Annotated in this window: 15 protein-coding genes; 7 read left to right on the top strand and 8 right to left on the bottom strand. The window is 69.3% G+C overall.

Annotated elements, in window-relative coordinates; all coding sequences use genetic code 11:
- The first annotated feature begins 70 nt into the window (after positions 1–70).
- Positions 71–3,826 carry an AAA family ATPase gene (locus ACE11G_RS17275; RefSeq protein WP_062367989.1) on the top strand — a complete coding sequence of 1,252 codons (3,756 nt, stop codon included), beginning with the start codon at positions 71–73 and terminating at the stop codon, positions 3,824–3,826.
- Positions 3,827–3,836: 10 nt separating this feature from the next.
- Here the strand turns inward: ACE11G_RS17275 and ACE11G_RS17270 are convergent, their stop codons facing one another.
- The gene (locus tag ACE11G_RS17270; RefSeq protein ID WP_006897950.1) at positions 3,837–4,316 is read right to left on the bottom strand and encodes a hypothetical protein; all 480 of its coding nucleotides are present in this window, start codon (positions 4,314–4,316) and stop codon (positions 3,837–3,839) included.
- Between the two features lie 59 nt (positions 4,317–4,375).
- Positions 4,376–4,963: a DUF2812 domain-containing protein gene (locus ACE11G_RS17265; RefSeq protein WP_006897951.1), complete on the bottom strand. Its 588-nt coding sequence runs from the start codon at positions 4,961–4,963 to the stop codon at positions 4,376–4,378.
- Between the two features lie 202 nt (positions 4,964–5,165).
- On the opposite strand from ACE11G_RS17265, the gene ACE11G_RS17260 reads away from it, so the two are divergent.
- The 5 genes from ACE11G_RS17260 (at position 5,166) to ACE11G_RS17240 (ending at position 10,480) form a co-directional block, all read left to right on the top strand.
- A complete protein-coding gene (locus ACE11G_RS17260; RefSeq protein ID WP_062367991.1) occupies positions 5,166–6,314 on the top strand; it encodes an N-acetylglucosamine-6-phosphate deacetylase in 1,149 nt (382 codons plus the stop codon).
- Between the two features lie 131 nt (positions 6,315–6,445).
- Positions 6,446–7,009 (top strand): Rho termination factor N-terminal domain-containing protein, encoded by a 564-nt coding sequence (locus ACE11G_RS17255; protein ID WP_062367988.1) that lies wholly within the window; start codon positions 6,446–6,448, stop codon positions 7,007–7,009.
- A gap of 36 nt (positions 7,010–7,045) precedes the next feature.
- A complete protein-coding gene (locus ACE11G_RS17250) occupies positions 7,046–8,134 on the top strand; it encodes an S-(hydroxymethyl)mycothiol dehydrogenase (protein ID WP_062367987.1) in 1,089 nt (362 codons plus the stop codon).
- A complete protein-coding gene (locus tag ACE11G_RS17245; RefSeq protein ID WP_006897955.1) occupies positions 8,131–8,796 on the top strand; it encodes an MBL fold metallo-hydrolase in 666 nt (221 codons plus the stop codon). The genes ACE11G_RS17250 and ACE11G_RS17245 overlap by 4 nt, the downstream gene beginning before the upstream one ends.
- A complete protein-coding gene (locus tag ACE11G_RS17240; protein ID WP_045538742.1) occupies positions 8,786–10,480 on the top strand; it encodes a SulP family inorganic anion transporter in 1,695 nt (564 codons plus the stop codon). Before ACE11G_RS17245 ends, ACE11G_RS17240 begins: the two co-directional genes overlap by 11 nt.
- A gap of 55 nt (positions 10,481–10,535) precedes the next feature.
- Here the strand turns inward: ACE11G_RS17240 and ACE11G_RS17235 are convergent, their stop codons facing one another.
- Both ACE11G_RS17235 and ACE11G_RS17230 read right to left on the bottom strand, forming a co-directional pair.
- Positions 10,536–11,678: an SLC13 family permease gene (locus ACE11G_RS17235; RefSeq protein ID WP_006897957.1), complete on the bottom strand. Its 1,143-nt coding sequence runs from the start codon at positions 11,676–11,678 to the stop codon at positions 10,536–10,538.
- Positions 11,679–11,764: 86 nt separating this feature from the next.
- Positions 11,765–12,157, bottom strand: coding sequence for a YccF domain-containing protein (locus ACE11G_RS17230; RefSeq protein ID WP_039868053.1), 393 nt, complete (start codon positions 12,155–12,157; stop codon positions 11,765–11,767).
- A 34-nt stretch (positions 12,158–12,191) separates the two neighbouring features.
- Here ACE11G_RS17230 and ACE11G_RS17225 point away from each other — a divergent pair, with 34 nt between their 5' ends.
- A complete protein-coding gene (locus tag ACE11G_RS17225) occupies positions 12,192–12,455 on the top strand; it encodes a hypothetical protein (RefSeq protein ID WP_045538737.1) in 264 nt (87 codons plus the stop codon).
- 40 nt (positions 12,456–12,495) lie between these two features.
- Here the strand turns inward: ACE11G_RS17225 and ACE11G_RS17220 are convergent, their stop codons facing one another.
- The 4 genes from ACE11G_RS17220 to ACE11G_RS17205 form a co-directional block, all read right to left on the bottom strand.
- On the bottom strand, positions 12,496–13,059 hold the full coding sequence (locus tag ACE11G_RS17220) for a LemA family protein (RefSeq protein ID WP_006897960.1): 564 nt from the start codon (positions 13,057–13,059) through the stop codon (positions 12,496–12,498).
- A 70-nt stretch (positions 13,060–13,129) separates the two neighbouring features.
- Positions 13,130–14,902 carry a DUF2207 domain-containing protein gene (locus tag ACE11G_RS17215; RefSeq protein WP_006897961.1) on the bottom strand — a complete coding sequence of 591 codons (1,773 nt, stop codon included), beginning with the start codon at positions 14,900–14,902 and terminating at the stop codon, positions 13,130–13,132.
- Between the two features lie 82 nt (positions 14,903–14,984).
- The gene (locus ACE11G_RS17210; RefSeq protein WP_006897962.1) at positions 14,985–16,439 is read right to left on the bottom strand and encodes a catalase; all 1,455 of its coding nucleotides are present in this window, start codon (positions 16,437–16,439) and stop codon (positions 14,985–14,987) included.
- 129 nt (positions 16,440–16,568) lie between these two features.
- Positions 16,569–17,561, bottom strand: coding sequence for an alpha/beta hydrolase (locus ACE11G_RS17205; RefSeq protein ID WP_375003220.1), 993 nt, complete (start codon positions 17,559–17,561; stop codon positions 16,569–16,571).
- Positions 17,562–17,682 lie beyond the last annotated feature (121 nt).

Genomic DNA, 17,682 nt, shown 5'->3' with positions numbered 1-17,682 from the left:
CACAGGTGTGGATGAGTTATCCGGACCGGAGAAATTCCCCGGAATCCGGTGCTCGGATAACCTCACAGTCGTGACCTCGACGCCGCCGGAGAGCGAGTTCGGTCCGGCGCTCGCGAGACTCTTCCGCCAAGCCGGTAAGCCGACGCTGCGTGCGGCATCGGAGGGAATGGCCAGATTCGGTCGCGCCGAGGCCACGCCGCAGCGGATCAGCGACTGGCGCAACGGCAGACACGTCCCGCGGGACTTCGACACCGTCCTGCCGCTGATCATGTGGCTCAACCGGCGGGCGCTCGACGCCGGTGCCGACGACCTCGTGTCCATGCCCGAATGGAGACGGCTCTGGGAACGCCACCACGACCCCGCGTCGGGCGCCAGGCTGGACACGCCCTTTCCCGGACTCGCCTCGATGGGTGCCCGCGACCGCGACAGGTACTTCGGACGCGACGACACGATCGCCGCCCTCTCGGGGCTGCTTTCCGAGGCACGGGACTCGGCGGGCAATCGGGTCGTCGTGGTGACCGGAGTGTCGGGGGCGGGCAAGTCGTCACTGCTCGGTGCCGGGCTCGCCCGCGCCGGTGAACCGTGGAACACCGCGATCGCGCTGCGCGTGGGGCCGTCCGGACTCGTCGGAGACGAGGTGGCCGCCGGTGCGGCGCTGGTGGTGATCGACCAGTTCGAAGAGGTCTTCGCGCTCGACGACGAGACGCGGCGACGCGCCGTGCTCGATCGGGTGCAGGAACTCTCGGACGCCGGGAGCGTGGTGGTCCTGGGTATCCGCGCCGACTTCTTCCGCGCCTGCGTCGAGTACCCGATGCTCGCCCGAGCGTGGCAGGACCGTTCGATGATCCTGTCCGAGATGTCCGACGACCAGCTCCGTCAGGTCATCATCGAGCCGGTGCGGATGGCCGGCGGCCGGATCGACGAAGGTCTGGCGGATCTGATGATCGACGATCTGCACCAGGCCTCCACCGAGGGCGATCGCGCGGGACGGCTCCCGCTGCTCGCCCACGCTCTCCAGGTGATGTGGGCGAAACGGACCGGGAACCGGCTGACGGTCGGGTCGTACCGCGCCGCGGGCGGGATCACCTCGGCGCTCGCTGAGACCGCGGAACGCACCTGGGCCGCACTCGACCCGGCCGACCACGAGGAGGCCAGGGCACTGCTGCTGGCGCTGGTCCAGTTCGGTCCTCGCCGGACGCCGATGCGCAACGCCGTCGCCCCGAGTGATCTGCGGGAGCGCTTCCCGGAATCGGCCACGCGGATCATCGACGCCTTCTCCGACGCCCGATTGCTGACGGTGAGTTCGGAATCGGTCACCTTCATCCACGAGGCGGTCATGTCCGCATGGCCGCGGATGGCCGACTGGATCGCGGAAGACGCGGATCTGATCCAGTGGATGCAGCAGTTGGCGGCGGACACCGACGCGTGGAACGAGAGCGGCCGCGCAGCGGACCACCTCTACAGCGGAGCCCGGCTGGCGACCTCGCAGGCCAACCGCGCCGAACTGGGCGCTCACCGTCAGGTCCTGCTGCCGGCCGGTGCCGCGGAGTTCCTCGACGCCGCAGGCAGGCAACGGACCGTCCGCAAGCGCCTCCGGTTCGCTTCGATCACGTTGGTGGTGGTCCTCGGCCTGGCGTCCGCGATCACCGCGATCATCGCCACGCGGCAGGCGAGCGATCTCGCACGGCAGCGCAACAGCGCCGAACACGCGGCCGTCATGTCCAGCATCGAAGGACTGGTGAGTTCGGATCCGTCGCTGGCCGCGCGGATGCTGGCGGTGGCGGATCAGCACTACGCCGACGACACCGAGGTCAGCAGTGGCTTGCTCGCGGCATACACCTCACCGCTCGCACGCTCGCTCGACGGGCACACCGGCGCGGTCTACGACGTCATGTTCTCCCGCGACGGACGGCTGCTCGCGTCGGCGAGCAACGACCGCACGGTCCGCGTGTGGCAGCGCACCGACGGTGCGGTGAAGCCCTTCCGCGAGGTGGCCCGGTTGGGCGGCTTCGGGTCGTTCGTCACCTCGGTGGATTTCGATCGCTCCGGCCGGCTGCTCGCCGCGGCGAGCGGCGACGGCACGGTCCGGCTGTGGAACGTCGCCGATCCCGGGTCTCCTCGGGAGATCGCGACATTGAGGCCCGGCAGCGGCGCGGCGTATCTCACGCGCTTCAGTCCCAGCGGCGCTCACCTGGCGGCCTCGTCCGACGACGGAACGGTCACCGTGTACCGCGTCGACGGCGACCGTCCGCCGACGCAGACCGCGGTGCTGCGCGGCCACACCCGCGCGGTCCGCTCGCTCGCGTTCAACTCCGCGGGCACGGTGCTGGCGACCGGCGGGGAAGACCAGACGGTACGGCTCTGGACGGCCGCCGACACCGACACCCCGCGGCCCGCGGGCGAACCGTTGCGCGGATTCCCCAGCATCACCCACGCGCTGGCCTTCACCCGCGGTGACTCGGTGCTTGCCGTCACCGGCGACAGCGCCAACGTGCAGTTGTGGAACGTCACCGACCCGGCGGCGCCCCGGCCGGACACCACGTCGCTGGCCGGCGTCACCGGCGGCTCGTGGTCCATCGCCGCCAACCCGGTGCGCCCGCTGCTGGCCCGCGCCGGGACCGACGGGATCGTGCATGTCTGGAACACCACGTCGATCTCCGATCCGTTGCCGCTCTGGGAGCTGCAGCGATCGGCCGCACCCGGAGCGGTGCGCATGGTCAGCACCGTGTTCAGCCCCGACGGTCAGGAACTCGCCGTCGGGCGGTCGGACGGCGAGGTGGACCTCTGGACCCTGCCGCCGGGCCTGCTCCCGGACCGCGGCGCACTGATCAGCGGCGTGGGCATGGACGCGTCGGGCCGCCGGCTGGTGACGGTCGGTTCCGACGCCCGGCTGAACGTCTGGACCCGGGACGACGGGCAGTGGCACCAGCGGGGCGGTGTCGACATCGACCGCCGGGCCAACAACCGGCCCAGCGTCGCGGTGACCACCGACGGGATGCTCGCCGCGACGGCCAACAACAACGGCGGCCTGGTGGAACTGTGGGATCTCGGCGATCCCGATCGCCCGCGCCGGGTGGGCGAACTCCGAGTCGGGACCCGATACACCAATGCGCTCGCCTTCGCTCCCGGCACGCGGGAACTCGCCGCCGGGATCGACGACCGGCGCGTGCAACGTTGGGATCTCACCGATCCGGCGGCGCCGCGACCGGTGGGCGATCCGCTCGGCGGGCCGGGGGATCTCATCCGCAGTGTGAGCTATGCGGTCGACGGTTCTCGGTTAGCCGTCACCGCCGACGACGGCAACGGCTACGTGTACCGGCTCGACCGGGCCGATTCCCGACCGCTGGTGCTGCCGATGGGCGAGGAGGTGGCCGACGCGACGTTCGCCCGCGACGGCAGGTACGTGGTTCTGGCGGCCGGTGATCTGGCGGTGTGGCGCATCGACGACGGCCCGCCGACGGTGGTCAGCAGGGTCAGCGACCTGCACGCCGAGTCCATCGGCCGATCGGGAGGCCGGCTGATGATCAGCACGGGGACGCGGGAGGTGGTGGACTTCGCCCTGGGCGCCGACGGCTCGCTCACTCAGGGGGCGGCGGTCTCTCCTGTGCTCGGCGGGTCGCGGACGGTGTCGAACTGGGTGCTGCCGACCGATGCCGGTTCGGGTCCCGGGTATCCGGTCGCCGGCGACGGCACCGGCGTCGTATACTTGCAGACCACCGACCGCGAATCCGCGCGCCGCTGGGTGTGCACTGCCACCGACCCGCTCTCGGGTGCGGAACGCGACCGCTATCTCGGCAGGCTGTCGGCGGACGACGGCTGCCCGTGACCCATCGGGTTCAGCGCATCTTGGGTTCGCGCGCGGCGGCGTCCGACGTGATGAACGTCCGCAGCACGTCGTCCTGGTCCGCCACCAGATAGCTCGGATCGGGCACGCCCCACACCTCCCGCAGGGCGTACTGTGCGGCCATCGCCGCGGCGTCGACTCCGCGCCGGGCGAACTCGACGATGCACGTCTGGTCGCGCAGCGAGCGCCAGCCCCGGTCGGTCAGCATGGCCACCCGCTGCCGGTCCTCTGGCCCGTACGGATACAGATCGCGATGCGCGACGGTCAACCGCAGGCGGGAGTTCAGCGTGTGGGTGAATACGACGGTGGGCTGCGGGCCGAACAACTCGGTCCAGAGTGCGAACACGGTGACGGGGTGGTCGTGACTCATCCGGTCGAGTTGGTCGGCCAACTCACACCGGAATCTGACCCAGACTCGATCGATCGCCGCGTCGAACGCGGCCTCGGAGAAGACGCCGGATGAACTGTCCATCGTGACCTCCTGAGCGGATGGCCCTACGGTAACAGCGGACACCGACAGATCGGGCGCGCTCAGCCGCCGATCTCGGCGCGTTCGCGCGTGGCGGTCTCGCCCGGCGCGGTGCGCGCGGACGCCTTGCGGCCCGAGACCGCGAGCACGACGCCGGCGGTCACGGCGAGCACTCCCACCACGGCTGCTGCGACGGCCGGAGCCCAGAACTCCACCGAGTTCGTCCACTCGAAGGCCGCCAGACCCGCGACGGCGCCGAGAGCCAGGGCCACGGCGAGGGCCAGGACTCCGATCACTCCGAGCCCGATCGCGAGCGCGGAGGCCCGGCGGCCGAGATCCTCGCCGATGAACCCGGCCGGGCGCTCGCCGGTGTACGGGCGCTTCCAGATGTGGAAGTCGGCGGCCTGACCCACGTGCTCCCAGCCCTGCGCTTCGCGGAACCGGAAGTAGTCGACGGGTGCGGGGACGGCGCGCCGCTCCACCGCGTACCGGACCCGGGCCGGAGCGGACTCGGTGAACCGCATTCGCAGCGGACTGAGCAGCGAGTAGTCGGTCAGCACGCGGCCGTCCGCCGCCTGGGCTTCGAGCCACAGTTCGAGATCGGCGGGCGACGGGTGCCGGAGCGCGACGAACCATGATGAGGAGCTCATGAGAACCTCCTGGGGAGAGCTGCCTGAGTAGAGCTTGCACTCCACTGTTCCGCCGGTCGGACGACCCGGTCAAGGAATTTGAGACTGAACTCACCAGTCGTCTCTTCCTGCAGTTTGGCGCCGATCCGCGGCGTCGCCGGCGATACACTCCGAGCCACTGGCGTCGAGTCGATTCGCGGAAGGGAGTCCCTTGAACGAGACGATGATCATCGCCGCGGGCACGCTCGTCGCCGACGGCGTGGTCCACCGGCCGGGCTGGGTGGAGATCGCGCAGGGCTTCATCACCGGTGTCGGCGCGGGTCCGCCGCCGGCCGCGGCGAGTGCGACCTTCGCCGACGGAGTGATCGTGCCGGGTTTCGTCGACATGCACGTCCACGGCGGCGGGGGATCGTCGTACACGGACGGGATCGGCGACGACGTGCGGGCCGCCGCCCGATTCCACCGGGAGCACGGAACCACGACGACGGTGACGAGCACGGTGAGCGCTGGTCGCGCCGAGCTCCGCGACATCGTCGCGCGTCTGAGCGTTCTGGTAGGCGAGGGGATCAGCGCGGGCATCCATCTCGAGGGACCCTGGATCAGCGGTGCGCGGTGCGGGGCGCACGACCCGGACGTGCTGCGCCCGCCGTCGCCGGGCGAGATCGACGAACTCCTCGAACTGGCCGACGGCGCCGTCGTGATGGTGACGCTGGCTCCCGAGCTTCCCGGCGCGATGGAGGCGATCGACCGCTTCGTGAGTGCGGGTGTCACGGTGGCCGTGGGGCACACCGACGCCACCTACGACCAGGTCCGAGAGGCGATTGCGCGGGGAGCTCGGGTCGCAACGCATCTGTTCAACGCGATGGCGCCGCTCGGCCACCGCGAACCAGGACCGCCGCTGGCCCTCATGGAGGATCCCCGCGTGGTGGTCGAGCTGGTGGCCGATGGGGTGCATCTGCATCCGGCCCTGGTGCGCGACGTGCAGCGTGCCGTCGGCTTCGACCGCGTCGCGCTCGTCACCGATGCGATGGCGGCCGCCGGCATGCCGGACGGCGCGTATCGACTGGGTGCTCTGGACGTCTCCGTCGCCGACGGCGTCGCGCGGGTCGCGCGGACCGGCGCGATCGCGGGAAGCACCGCCACCATGGCCGGATTGTTCGCGCGGACGGTCGCGGGCCTGCGCTCCGACGCCCCGGGCGTGCGAGACCGCGTCTCCGACGAGATCCTGCTCGGGGCGGTGGCCATGACCTCGGCCAACCCCGCCCGCGTTCTGGGGCGCGCGGACATCGGCGCCCTGGCATCGGGCCGCCGCGCGGATCTGGTGGTGCTCGACGCCGACCTGCGTGTGGTTCACGTTCATTCCGCACGCTGACCCCGCTGTTCGGATCTGCGGCGACGCATGCTACCTGCGAGTCGCATCGCGGGGTTTGCTCACAGTAGGGTCACAATTGGCCCGGTCGGGCACTCCGGCTGGAGCCACAGACATATGGAGGTACACCAGTGATGAGTGGCAAGAAGAGCTTGATCAAGCGACTGGAGAAAGAGGTCAAGCGCCTCTCCGCCGAAGTTGTCGCGCTCCGCGACACGATGCTCGCCCGTTCTCCGATGCTGCCGAAGAAGCCTGAGATGCCCGCGCCCGCGTCCAAGGCACCGACCGCCGTGAAGCCGGCGCAGCCCAAGCCCGCCGAGCCGAAGGCTGCTGAGCCCAAGTCCGCCGCGAAGCCGGCGACTGCGAAGCCCGCGACTGCGAAGCCCGCCACCCCCAAGACCGCCGAACCCGGCGCCAAGACCACCGGCGCCACCGCCAAGCCGGCCACCGCCAAGCCGGCCGCCGCGAAGGCCGCCACCGCCAAGTCCGCCACCGCCAAGTCCGGTGCTGCCAAGCCGAGCGCCGCGAAGACCGCCGCCAAGTCCGGTGCCACCAAGCCGGCTGCTTCCGCCAAGCCCGCGCCGAAGTCGGGAACCGCGTCGAAGACGGTGGCGGATCTGCGTGCCGAGGCCAAAGCGGCCGGAATCAAGGGATACTCGACGATGAAGAAGGCAGAACTCATCGCCGCTCTCGGCTGAACGCGTCGAAGTGCGGCCGTCCGACTAGGAGAACACGTGCCCATCGTCGTCAAGGGAGTCGTCTCCCGCAGCAAGAACGCGCCTACCGAACTGGTCGACATCACGATCCCGGATCCCGGACCCAATGACGTGGTGGTCAAGATCAAGACGTGCGGCGTCTGCCATACCGACCTCGCCTACGCCACCGGCGGCATCAACGACGAGTACCCGTTCCTGCTCGGACACGAGGCGGCGGGCATCGTCGAGACGGTCGGCGACGCGGTGACCCACGTCGCGGCCGGCGACTACGTGATTCTGAACTGGCGTGCCGTGTGCGGCGAGTGCCGCGCCTGCAAGCGCGGTCGGCCCTGGTACTGCTTCGACACCTTCAACGCCAGTAAGCCGATGACCCTCGCCGACGGCACCGAACTGACTCCGGCGCTGGGCATCGGCGCCTTCGCCGAGAAGACGCTCGTCCACGAGGGACAGTGCACCAAGGTCGACGAAGCCGCGGATCCAGCCGTCGCCTGCCTCCTGGGCTGCGGGGTGATGGCCGGGCTCGGCGCCGCGATGAACACCGGGGAGGTCGGTCGCGGCGATTCGGTAGCGGTGATCGGCTGCGGTGGAGTCGGCGACGCGGCGATCGCCGGGTCGCGCCTGGCCGGTGCCACGACGATCATCGCCGTCGACCGCGACCCGAGCAAGCTCGACTGGGCCAGAGAACTGGGCGCCACCCACACCATCGACGCGTCGGCGATCGACGACGTCGCCGAGGCCGTCAAGGAACTGACCGGGGGATTCGGCGCCGACGTGGTGATCGACGCCGTCGGCCGCCCCGAGACCTACCGGACGGCGTTCTACGCCCGCGATCTCGCCGGTGTCGTGGTGCTGGTCGGTGTGCCGACGCCGCAGATGCGCCTCGAGATGCCGCTGGTCGATTTCTTCAGTCACGGCGGGGCGCTCAAATCGTCCTGGTACGGCGACTGCCTGCCCGAACGCGACTTCCCGATGCTCATCGACCTGTTCCTGCAGGGCCGTCTTCCGCTCGACAAGTTCGTCACCGAGCGCATCGGCATCGACGGTGTGGACGACGCCTTCAAGGCCATGGAGGAGGGCCGCGTCCTGCGTTCGGTGGTGGAGCTGTGAGCACCGAGTCCACCGGACCCGAAGGATCGGTCCCCGCCGGTCTGCGGATCGACCGAGTCGTCACTTCCGGAACGTTCTCGCTCGACGGCGGCACCTGGGACGTCGACAACAACGTCTGGGTGGTCGGCGACGACGACCAGGCCGTCATCATCGATGCCGCGCACGACGCGGCGCCGATCCTGAAAGCCGTCGGCGACCGCGACGTGGTGGCGATCGTCCTGACCCACGCGCACAACGACCACATCGGAGTCGCCCCGGAACTCGCCGAGGCGACCGGCGCACCGATCCTGCTGCATCCGGCCGACGAGATGCTGTGGGACCGGACTCACCCGGGAGTGGCCCACGACGAACTCTCGGACGGACAGCGGATCGTGGTCGGCGGCCACGAACTCGAGGTGATCAACACGCCGGGCCATTCCCCCGGCTCGTGCGTGGTGTGGGCGCCGTCGGCGAACGTGCTCTTCAGCGGCGACACCCTGTTCCAGGGCGGACCGGGCGCCACCGGGCGTTCGTTCTCCAGTTTCGACGACATCATCGCATCCATCCGCGACCGAATCCTGGTGCTCGACCCGCAGACGCGCGTGTGCACCGGGCACGGCGACGAGACCACCGTCGGTGCCGAGGCAGGTGACCTCGACGAGTGGATTCGTCGTGGCCATTGACCGGCTGACGCGTCTTCGCCCGCCCGCGCTGAGCGGCTATCAGCGCTCCTGGCTGCGGGCCGACGTCCTCGCCGGGGCGTCGCTCGCAGCCGTCGCGATCCCGGAGGCGATGGGCTACAGTTCCATCGCCCATGTCCCGATCGGCGCCGGCTTGTACTCGCTGATCGTGCCGGCGGTGGTCTTCGCGCTGATCGGTGCGTCTCGGCTGCTGGTGGTCGGAGCGGATTCGGCCACCGCGGCGCTGCTCGCCTCGGGCATCGCGGGTCTCGGCGTGGCCGGGTTGCGGCCCGACACGGAGCAGTGGCTCGCCTGGGCCGGCCTCATCGCGCTGGTGACCGGCGTGATGCTGCTGGTCGCCCGAGTGCTGCGCCTGGGCTTCCTGGGCGATTTCCTGTCGACCTCCGTGCTCGTCGGCTTCCTGGCCGGCGTCGGCGTGCTCGTGGTGACCGAGCAGATCCCCGGTATGCTCGGCGAACCGAAGCGCGACGCCGGCCACACTCTCGAGAAGTGGGCGCACGTGATCGGGGACGTCGACCGAGTGCACTGGCAGTCGATGCTGTTCGCCGCGGTGACGCTGGCCGGCCTGCTCGGCGTCCGACGGCTGCGGCCCAGCCTGCCGACGCCGATTCTGATCGTGATCGGGTCGATCGTCGCCGTGGCGGTATTCGGCCTCGATCGCTGGGTGCCGACGGTCGGGCCCGTCGACGCCGGTCCGCCGTCGATCGACTTTCCACCGATGAGCGAGGTGCTCGGGCGCCTTCCCACCGTTCTCACGGTCTCTTTCGGGTGCGTCTTGGTGATCTTGGCGCAGAGTGCGGCGACGGCACGCAGCTTCGCTCAGCGCCACGGAGATCGGATCGACGTCAACCGCGACATCCTCGGGCTGTCGGCGGCGAACGTCTCCGCGTCCCTCACCGGCTCGTTCGTGGTGAACGGCAGTCCCACCAAGACCGCGATCCTCGACCGTCAGCGCGGCCGCACTCAGGTCGCGAACATCACGACCGCCGTTGTGACGCTCGTGGTGGTGGTTGCCGCGTCCGGTCCGCTCGGTGATCTCCCGGAGGCGGTGCTGGCAGCGATCGTGTTCATGGTCGGACTCGATCTGATCGACTGGGCGGGGTTCGCGCACATCTGGCGGATCCGGCGCGTGGAGTTCGCCATCGCGGTGCTGACGACCGTGATGGTGGTGGTCTTCGGCGTGTTGACCGGCATCGTCGCCGCGATGGTGATGTCGGTGCTGCAGATCATTCACCGTCAGTACCGCCCGGAGCGGTTCGTCGTCGGGGTCGGCCGGAACGGGCAGCGCGAGTACGAGAGCGCCCGACCCGGGCATCAGACCCTGCCGGGACTCATCGTCTTCCGTTACGACGCGGACCTCTTCTATGCCAACGTCGGACGGTTCACCGACGACGTGACCGCGCTGATCAAAGCTGCGCCCGACCCGGTGCGATGGCTGGTGCTGGACTGTTCGGCGATCTCGGACGTCGACTATTCGGCGGCGAAGGCACTGCGCGATCTCATCGACTACGTGCATTCGGTGCATGCGAGGTTCATCCTCGCCGGTGTGACCCCGGAATTGCGGGGCGCACTCGAGACCGCGCAGTTGCTCGCCGATCTGGCACCCGACAGCGTGTATCCGAGCGTCGGCTCGGCGGTTCGCGCGTTCGAGCAGTCACCGCACTGAGCCGGTCCGCGCCGAGTCGTCACGCCGCGCAGGCGCCGTTCCGCCGGCCGCCCTGTCAGGATGTCGCCGACAGCGTCAGCGTGGCCGCCGCGACGATGGCCGGAGCGGCGACAGCACCGACGAAGACGTATCTGCGCCAGCCGAACTCGACTCCTTCGTCGACCAGCCGTTGATGCCAGAGCAGCGTCGCCAGCGAGGCCCACGGCGTCACCAGAGGTCCCGCGTTGACTCCGATCAGCAGTGCCGCAAGGGTGATCGGCGAGGTGGTCGCCGGTTCGAGGAGCAGGAAGCCCGGCAGATTGTTCACCAGGTTCGCGCCGACTGCGCCCGCCCCCGCGAACGCCCAGACACTCGCCGTGCCGTGTTCGGAGAGCCGACCGAGGGGGTCGAGCAGGCCCGAGGCCTCGACCGCGCCCGCCACCAGGAACAGGCCGCCGGCGAACAACAGAAGCGACCACGGAATCAGGCCGAACTGCAGCGCCTCGGGTCGGCGGAGGGCGAACGTCGCCGTGAGGGCGAGCGCGGCGAGGCAGGCAGGCACCCACGGTGCGGGCATCACCACCAGCAGCGGGATGAGAAGCGCGAGTATCGACGAACAGATCCGAAACAGTGTCTGGTCGCCGACGTACGGGACCGGCGACGCACGGAATCGGCCGCGGAGCTCGCGTCGATGCAGCAGCCACAGGACCCCGACCGTCGCGGCCGTTGCGCACACGGCCGGCAGCCCGAGCAGGGAGACGAAGCCCGCGGCGCCGTGAACGTTCAGACGGTCCAGTGCCAGCAGATTCGTCAGGTTGGAGACGGGAAGCAACAACGAAGCGGTGTTTGCGAGCCACACCGTGGTCAGCGCGAACGGTGCGGGCGCGACGCCCGCGACGCGCGCCAATGCGAGTACGACCGGTGTCAGCAGGACCGCGGTGGTGTCGAGCGACAGGAAGGCCGTGCAGACCACGGCCAAGAGGACCGTCAGCAGCCACAGGCCGAAGACCCGGCCGCGGGCCAGAACACCGAGCCGCGCCGCGACCACTTCGAACACCCCGGCCTCCGCGGCCAGTTGCGCGACCACCGTGATCGCCACGACGAACAGCAGCACCGGCCACGCTCGGTCGAATGTCGCGGCGGCGTCCGCGGCGGGCAGAGCTCCCGTCACCAGGGCCGTCGCACCGGCGAGCACCAGTGCGCCGCCGATCCACGCCATCGCCACGGATCAATGATGCCCGGCCGAACAGCGACCCGCGGGACCGGACACCGCCGGCCGCCTGCACCGCCCCGTCACCGGTCGGTTCAGTACGCCGCGCGCGGATCGTTGGTCGAGACGATCTCGGCGCCGAGCGGTACCAGGGAGATGGGGATCATCTTGAAGCTCGCGACACCCAGCGGGATGCCGATGACGGTGATGCACAGGGCGAGGCCGGTGGTGAGGTGGCCCAGCGCCAGCCAGATACCCGCGACGATGATCCAGATGACGTTGCCGACCGTCGACGCGGGGCCCGCGGTCGGCTTGCGGACCACGGTGCGTCCGAAGGGCCACAGCGCGTAGTTCGCCATGCGGAACGACGCGATACCGAAGGGGATCGTGATGATGAGGATGCAGCAGACGATGCCGGCCAGTACATAACCGATCGCCATCCACAGTCCGCACAGGACCAGCCACAACACGTTCAGTATCGTCCTCATGGCCCCATTGTCCTGCGTCGCCTACGCTTTCGGAATGGGTATTGACCCCGAACCCGGAGCCGGTCGCCGAGCGATCTGGTCGGCGGCCGCGCTCATCGTCCTCACCGTCCGAGTCCTGGCGACCATCGCGACCGTCTTCTTCACGATCGCCTGGCTGGTCGCCGCGGTGCGTTCGAGCCTGCTCAACGGCTGGCTGTGGTGGGCCGCCGGCGCGGCCATCGCCATGGCGATCAGTTGGTATCTGTACAGCTACCTGCGGGTCCGCTATCCGAGCACGAGCCGCCGGTGGGAGCCCTGATGAGGCCTTCCCTCCCGGCGGCTCGCGAGTGCGCTGCTGCTCAGAACTGAACCTGCGGCGGCTGCTCCTGTCCCGCCGGGGCCTGGTAGAACTCGCGGACGCGAACCCCGGCCATGCCGGAGAACAGCATCCACGGGATGGTCTGCACCGCCTGGTTCAGGCGCGAGACGGCGTCGTTGTAGTACTGGCGCGCGAACGAGAGCTTGTTCTCGGTTTCTCCGAGTTCGGTCTGCAGCGCCATGAAATTGGGCGCTGCCTGCAGCTGCGGGTAGTTCTCAGCGACAGCGAACAGCCGCCCGAGGGCTCCGCTCATCTGCGCCTCAGCGGCGGCCTTGTCGGCCACTGACGCCCCCTGCGCCGCCTGCTGCATGTGAGCGCGGGCCTCGGTCACCGCCTCCAGCACGCCCGACTCGTGGGCCGCGTACCCCTTCACCGTATTCACCAGGTTGGGGATCAGATCGGCGCGCCGAGTGAGCTGGACGTCGATACCGCCGAGCGCTTCCTGAGCGGTGATGTCCGCCTTGCGGAGTTTGTTGAAGCCGACCATCACGAAGACGGCCAGCAGGACGAGCAGGACAACGATGACGATCAGTGCCCAGATCACGATTGGTGCCTCTTTCTATTAAGGGACGTGCACAGAGAATGGCATGGAGGGACGGCCGGCCGCGACGGGCTCACCACGAACCGCCTCCTCCGCCACCGCCGCCTCCGCCGCCGAAGCCGCCGCCGAATCCTCCGCCGCCGCCTGAGGACGACTGCGACGAGCTGTACGCCGACAGGGACGACGAGAGGCTCGATTCGAAGCTGTCCATGCCGGAGCCGGCGCCGCCGAACAGGGCATGCGAGCTGCCGATGTAGAAGCCGGGGAACCAGATCGGGTCGGGCGGTTCCTGCCCGGTCGCATAGCGATACTTGGCAGCCCACGCGTCGGCGCAGTCGAAGGCCATCGCGTACGGAATGTAGCTGGTGAAGAGGTCCTTGCGGGCGGAGAAGTCGAGTCTTTCCCGGTTCGACGTAGTCGACAGGAGCCGCTCGAAACCGCCGGCCCGCGACCACACCTCACGGCCCAGCCGCGTACGCCGGGTGCCGACCCCCGCCACGTAGAGTCCGGCGCCGCCGACCGCGAACGCTGCGAACGGCAGCGCCATGATCGTGCCCGGGAGGAGTTGGAAGATCATCAACACGGCTGCGACGACCACCGCCGCCGCCACGACCACGCGCCCAGCGAGCTCCGAGCGGCTGACCCGCAGCGCTCCGCTCCCGGTGCCCCAGTTGGCGGTCGCGGCGTCCATCTCCTTGGTCGCCGTGGACAGCCGCAGTCCGGCGTTCTTGGACCCGTCGGCGGTGAAGGTCGAGCCCTCGTGCGACAGGCCCAGTGCCGCGACCACCGCGTTGGCGGCGGGATCGAGTGAGGCGAACCGCTCCGGCGTGAGCTGCGAGATGACGGTCCAGTCCTTGTTCGACGTCCGGTCGAGCCGGACGTGTCCCTGCTCGGCGAGGTGGAAGAGGGTGGCGACCAGCGCCTTCTTGGGCATGTCCTCGTATGCGACGTAGTAGGTCTGGACCGGTCCGAGCTTGCGGCTCTGCTTCTGCGGGTCGGCCGGCGGCTCGTACATGACCGGTAGCAGCGGCGCGTGCTCCCGGCTGCGCCACATCCAGTAGAAGCCCCCGGCGAACGTCAGAAGCGAGAGCAGAACGATGACGATCGGCATGGCCTTCGACGTGCCCAGAATCGGGTCCATCGACACCGACCACGGCAACTGTGCGCGGCCGGGACCCGGGAAGGGCAGGTCGGCCTTCACCGCGACGCCGACGTTCGGTTCCAGCGGGCCGGTGGTGACCACTCGCGTGGCCGGGTCCGGTTCCGACACCTGGCACGCGGTTCCGTTGTTGGTGCTGCACGCGAACGACGTCGGCGCCTCGGGGAAGTGGACGGTGCTGGTGGAGCGCTCCATCCGCATTCGCCAGCCGTTGCCCACCACGCGCCAGATGAAGCGGCCCGGGTCGCCGTCCGCGATGGTGTCTGCGATCCGGTACGACACCCGGTACACGTGCTCGCCGGGTGAGACGAGGGTGTCGGCGTCGCCGATCCGTGCCGTCTCGAACTTGCCGCCCTCCTCGGAACCCAGCTCGAACGGAACCGCCTGCCCGTCCATCGTGATCCGGATGTCGCGGGGTTCGTAACGCACGCCCTTGTTCTCCGGGTTCGCGTCGGAGACATCCCAGAATTGGAAGATCCCGTGCTTGCCCTCCGGCAGATCGACCGTCAGCGTCTCGTCCACGGCCAGTTCGCCGTCGCGCGCGAGGGCGTAATCGGCGCGGTAATCGGTGATCACGGCCGTGTCGACGGTCTCGTCGCCCGACGACGCCGAGTTCGCGACCAGCGGCCAGAAGACGCCGATCACGGTGGCGATGAGCGCCACCAGCGACAGCAGGAATCGTTTCATGCGGCGATCCTATGCGCCGCCGGCCGAGTTCTCTGTTCGATGAATGACTCGGCCGGCGACGCCCAGGATTACCACGACGGCATCACTGTGCCGCGCGCACTCCCGCCTCGATCGCCGCACCGGTGTCGGCGTCGATATTCCGCCAGTACTCGAAAGCCCTGGACAGGACCGGCTCGGAGACGCCGTCGAGCAGGTGACCGACCACGTTGTCGACCAACCGGCTTCGCGCGGCGTCGTCCATCACGTCGCGGACGAGTGTTCCGGGCTGCGTCACATCGTCATCCTCCGGGTGATCGACGTAGGCGCTGCGCACGATCTCACCGTCGGCCGCCCACTGCGGTTCGGCCTGTCCGGGGTACACCGCGGCCGGACCGCCCTTCGAATTGGGCGCGTACACGGGGTCGGTGACCGGATCGATCCGCATCGCCCCGTCCTTCGAGTAACTGCGCACCTCGTTGCGCGGACGGTTGACCGGGATCTGCTTGTAGTTGGCTCCCAGCCGTGCGCGGTGTGCGTCCGAGTACGAGAAGACCCGGCCCAGGAGCATCCGGTCGGGGCTGAAACCGATTCCCGGGACCACGTTGCTCGGCTCGAAGGCCGCCTGCTCGATCTGCGCGTGATTGTCCGTCGGATTGGTGTGCAGGGTCATCTTCCCGACCTCGTGCAGCGGATAGTCGCCGTGCGGCCACACCTTCGTCAGATCGAACGGATTGAAGCGGTAGCCCGCGGCGTCGTCGAACGGCATCAGCTGCACCTTCAACGTCCACGTGGGATGATCGCCGCGATCGATCGACTCGTACAGATCCCGCATGTGGTAGTCGCTGTCCTGCCCGGCGAGCCGGTCGGCCTCCTCCTGGGTCAGGAACTCGATGCCCTGATCGGTGATGAAGTGGTACTTCACCCAGTGCTTGACGCCCTCGGCGTTGACCCACAGGTACGTGTGGGAGCTGTAGCCGTTCATGTGCCGCCAGGTGCGCGGGATGCCGCGATCGCCCATCAGCCAGGTGACCTGGTGTGAGGACTCGGGCGACAGCGTCCAGAAATCCCACTGCATGTCGTGGTCGCGGAGATTGTTGTCGGCACGCCGCTTCTGCGACCGGATGAAGTGCTGGAACTTCATCGGGTCCTTGATGAAGAACACCGGCGTGTTGTTGCCGACCATGTCGTACACACCCTCGTCGGTGTAGAACTTCAGGGCGAATCCGCGGGGGTCGCGCCAGGTGTCGGGGCTGCCCCGCTCGCCCGCGACGGTGGAGAAGCGCGCGACCATCTCGGTCTTCACTCCCGGCTGGAACAGCGAAGCGCAGGTGTAGGGCGAGACGTCGGCGGTGGTCTCGAAAGTGCCGAACGCGCCGCTTCCCTTGGCGTGGGGCTGGCGCTCGGGAATGCGTTCACGATTGAACTGGGCCATCTGCTCGAGCAGATAGTGGTCGTGCAGAACGATCGGCCCTCCGGGGCCGACGGTGAGCGAGTGCTCATCGCTGCCGGCCGGAGCGCCGGAGTCGGTAGTCGTGTAGTTGGTGGTCTCCTCGGACATATCACCCTCCCAGGAAGGTTGAGTGCGGGCTGTACGGGGCTCGGCGCCTGCCGAGGCCCCGCCTTCGACACTATCGCCCGTCCGGCAGACGTGCCCGACAAACGGACATCGGTCGCCGCGTGGCGTCCGCTATCGGCGGCGCTGCCGCGAGATGAACTCAGCGGCCGCGCCCACGGCCCGCTCCGACTCGGGGGAGAAGTACGGGAACATCTGGAAGACATGCCCCTGACCAGGCCACTCCTGCAGCTCCGACAGTCCACCGGCGTCGAGCAGCCTGCGGTGGACGGTGCGGGCGTCGTCGGCCATGATCTCTCGCGTGCCCACCTGGATGAGGGTCGGCGGCAGGTCCATCGCGGGGGAGAGCTTGATCCGCATCCGCGGATGGTCGGGATCGGCGCCCGCGGTGTAGAGACCGAGGAAGGTCACCGCCGCGCCGACGTCGATGATCGGGTCTCGGACGCCGCGGTCGGCCAGATCTCGTGCGAGCTGGAAAGTGGGGTCGTACAGCGGCGAGAACAGTGCCATCGCCCGCGGTTGCGGCACGCCGTCGGAGTGATTGGCGGCCAGGAGGTCGAGCGCCAGGTGGCCGCCGGCCGAGTCGCCGGCCACGATGATCTGCCCGGCGTCGAACCCCTGATCGAGCAGCCAGCGGTATCCGCGGACGGTGTCGTCGCCGCCGCTGGGCCAACGATGCTCCGGACCCAACCGGTAGTCGAGGCTGAACGCACCGATCCCCGCGCGCCCGGCGAGCCGTGCGACCAGCCCGCGATGGGTGCGCGCCGAGCAGATCACGTATCCGCTTCCGTGCAGGTAATAGAGAATCGTGTCGTCCGTCGACGGTGCCGGGACGTCGGCTCGCCCGCGCCCGTGAACCCACTCGCCGCGGACCTGCCCGGAGTTGGTGAGTTCGCGGACCGGGGTGATGCGGGTGCCGCGCGGAACCGGGCTCAGCAGCGACAGGCCGCGGTTGACGCCCGGGCGGGTCATCGTCAGGAGCCGCGGACTGGCCAGGACACTCCGCCCCGCCGCGGCCATCAGCGGCCGCGAGGCGAACGTCGACCTCGAGAAGGCGCGGGCACGCAGTGACGCGCGACTTTCACCCGCGTGTGACGTGGTGTACACAGTGGGACTGTATCCACTTTTTGCCTCAGCCGGGCCCGAGTGGAATACTTGAAGTACTGCGCTTTGCGTCGAGGGGTCACCCCCTGCGACCTGAGCGGGCCAGCAATGAAGCTGAATCCCC

Source organism: Gordonia sp. PS3, from assembly GCF_041950545.1.
GTDB classification, from domain to species: Bacteria; Actinomycetota; Actinomycetes; order Mycobacteriales; family Mycobacteriaceae; genus Gordonia; species Gordonia sihwensis.
This window is presented reverse-complemented; position numbering and strand designations above follow the sequence as displayed.